Source organism: Terrabacter sp. P5_B1, assembly GCF_056400505.1.
In genome coordinates, this window is sequence record NZ_JBFULD010000417.1 from 1 (window position 1) to 3,110 (window position 3,110).

Annotated in this window: 1 protein-coding gene; it reads right to left on the bottom strand. The window is 71.9% G+C overall.

All coding sequences use genetic code 11. The annotated features are described in order from the left end of the window. On the bottom strand, nucleotides 1-3,110 hold a 3,110-nt coding region (gene hrpA / locus AC1DP0_RS20185; RefSeq protein ID WP_478088051.1), incomplete at both ends, for an ATP-dependent RNA helicase HrpA.

Below are 3,110 nucleotides of genomic sequence, written 5' to 3' on the forward strand. Positions count from 1 at the left end.
CCAGGGCCGGGTGGCCCTGGACCCCCTCGGCGCTCTCGAACGACTCGGGCACCCCCTCGTCGGGGAACGACGTGAGGCCGGCGCGCTCGATGCCGGACCCGGCACGGCTCACCTGACGGCGCAGCTGTGGCGCCGCGGTGTCGCGGACGGCCTCGAGGTCCTTGCCCGTGGCGACCGGCCGGCCGTCGACGCCGTCGACGCTGAAGGTGACCTGCAGGTGCGCCGGGACCCGCTCGACCTCGAAGTCCGACGGCGTGACGGCCACCCCGGCCCGGCGTCGCAGCACCGTCGCGAGCGCTACGAGCAGGGGGCCCGACGTCGGGTCGAGCTCGGGCAGGACGGCGCGCGCGTGGTCGGGGGCCGGGACGAGGTTGCGGCGGATCCCCTTGGGGAGACTGCGGATCAGGGCCGTCACGAGCTCCTCGCGGAAGCCCGGCACCTGCCAGTCGAAGCCCTCGGGCGTCACCTGGTTGAGGCGCTCCACGGGAATGTGGACGGTCACGCCGTCGTGCGCCGAACCGGGCTCGAACTGGTACGTGACCGGCAGGACGTTCTCGCCCTGGGTCCACGTCGTCGGGTGGTCCTCGTCGGCGATGCTGCCGGCGCTCTCGCGCAGCAGCAGCTCCTCGGTGAAGGTGAGCAGGTCGGGTGTCTGGCGGCGCGCCTTCTTCCACCAGGAGTCGAAGTGGCGTCCTGACACGACGTCTGCGGGGATCCGCTTGTCGTAGAACGCGATCAGCGTGCTGTCGTCGACGACGATGTCGCGCCGGCGGGTGCGCGCCTCGAGCTCTCCGAGACGCTCGACGAGGGCGGCGTTGTCGCGCAGGAAGGCGTGCTCGGTGTGCCAGTCGCCCTCGACGAGGGCGTGCCGGACGAAGAGGTCCCGTGCCAGCTCGGGGTCGACGCGGCCGAGGCCGACGACGCGACCCACGACGAGCGGCACCCCGTAGAGGGTGACCCGCTCCGTCGCTACGGCCGACCCCCGCTTGCCCGACCAGCGCGGCTCGGAGTACTGCCGTTTCACGAGGTGCTCGCCGAGCTGTTCGGCCCACACCGGGTCGATGCGGGCGTTGACGCGCGCCCACAGGCGGCTCGTCTCGACGAGCTCTTCGGCCATGACGAACTGGGGCTGCTTGCGGAAGAGGGCCGACCCGGGACTGATGCCGAACCGGGTTCCGCGCGCGCCGGCATACTCCCGCTTCTGCTCGTCGCGGACACCGACGTGCGAGAGGAGGCCGGCGAGCAGGGACTGGTGGATCGCGTCGGCGTCGATCTCGCCCTCGCCCACGTGGGCCGTGCCGCGGCTGACGTCGAGACCGGCCGCCTTGGCGGCCTGCTTGACCTGGCTGTGGAGGTCCTGCCACTCGCGGATGCGCAGGTAGTGGAGGAACTCGGCCTTGCACATCCGGCGGAAGGCGCTGCTGCTCAGCTCCTTCTGCTGCTCCTTGAGGTAGGCCCAGAGATTGAGCCACGTGACGAAGTCGCTCGTCTCGTCGGCGAAGCGCTTGTGCGAGGCGTTCGCGAGCTCCTGCTTGTCCTGCGGGCGCTCGCGCGGGTCCTGGATCGACAGCGCGGCGACGATGACGAGCACCTCGCGCAGGACGCCGCGCTTGTCGGCCTCGATGACCATGCGCGCGTGGCGCGGGTCGATCGGCAGGGCCGCGATGGTGCGGCCGTATGCCGTCAGGCGGCGTCCCGGACGCCGGCGACCTCCGGCGGCAGCGGGCTGGTCGTCCTCGGGCKAGAAGGCCTGCAGCTCCTCGAGCAGCCGGACGCCGTCGGTGATCTGGCGGCCGTCCGGCGGGTCGACGAACGGGAAGCGGGCGATGTCGCCGAGGCCGAGGCTCGTCATCTGGAGGATGACGGACGCGAGGTTGGTCCGCAGGATCTCGGGGTCGGTGAACTCGGGCCGGCTGGCGAAGTCGTCCTCGGAGTAGAGCCGGATGGCGATGCCGTCGGAGACGCGCCCGCAGCGGCCCGAGCGCTGGTTGGCGGAGGCCTGGCTCACCGGCTCGATGGGGAGGCGCTGGACCTTGGTGCGCTGGCTGTAGCGGCTGATGCGCGCCGTGCCGGTGTCGATGACGTAGCGGATGCCCGGGACGGTGAGCGAGGTCTCGGCGACGTTGGTGGCCAGGACGATCCGCCGTCCGGTGTGGGACGAGAAGACGCGGTGCTGCTCGGCCGCGGAGAGGCGCCCGTAGAGCGGAACCACCTCGGTGACGGGCAGCTTCATCCCGTTCAGGGCGTCGGCGGCGTCACGGATCTCCCGCTCGCCCGAGAAGAAGACGAGGATGTCGCTGCTCGTGCCGGAGTGCCGCTCGGTCCACAGCTCCTCGACGGCCTCGCAGACGCCGGTCACCATGTCGCGCTCCTCCGCGTCGGGGTGGTCGGGGTCGACGAGCGGGCGGTAGCGGATCTCGACGGGGAAGGTGCGGCCCGAGACCTCGATGATGGGGGCGGGCTCCCCCGTGGTCGGGTCGGCGAAGTGCTCGGCGAAGCGCTGCGGGTCGATCGTCGCCGACGTGATGACGACCTTGAGCTCGGGCCGGCGTGGGAGCAGCTGCTTGAGGTAGCCGAGGATGAAGTCGATGTTGAGGCTGCGCTCGTGCGCCTCGTCGATGATGATCGTGTCGTAGCGGCGCAGGTCCCGGTCCCGCTGCATCTCGGCGAGCAGGATGCCGTCGGTCATCACCTTGACGAGGGTGTCGCGGCTGCTCTGGTCGGTGAAGCGGACCTGGTAGCCGACGGCGGTGCCGAGCTCGACGGCCAGCTCCTCGGAAAGGCGCTCGGCCACGGCGCGGGCCGCGATGCGCCGCGGCTGGGTGTGGCCGATCACGCCGTCGAGGCCCCGGCCGAGCTCGAGGCAGATCTTCGGGATCTGGGTCGTCTTGCCCGAGCCCGTCTCTCCGGCGATGACGACGACCTGGTGGTCGCGGATCGCGGCCGCGATGTCCTCACGCCGGTCGACGACGGGCAGGTGCTCCGGATACGTGATGGGTGGGACGGTCGCGGCGCGGGCTGTCCGGCGGACCTCCCGCTGCTCCGGCGTCAGGCTGCCGCCCTGGCGGTGAGGAGCCGGGCCGCGACCGGAGCCGCGGCGCTCGCTCGGG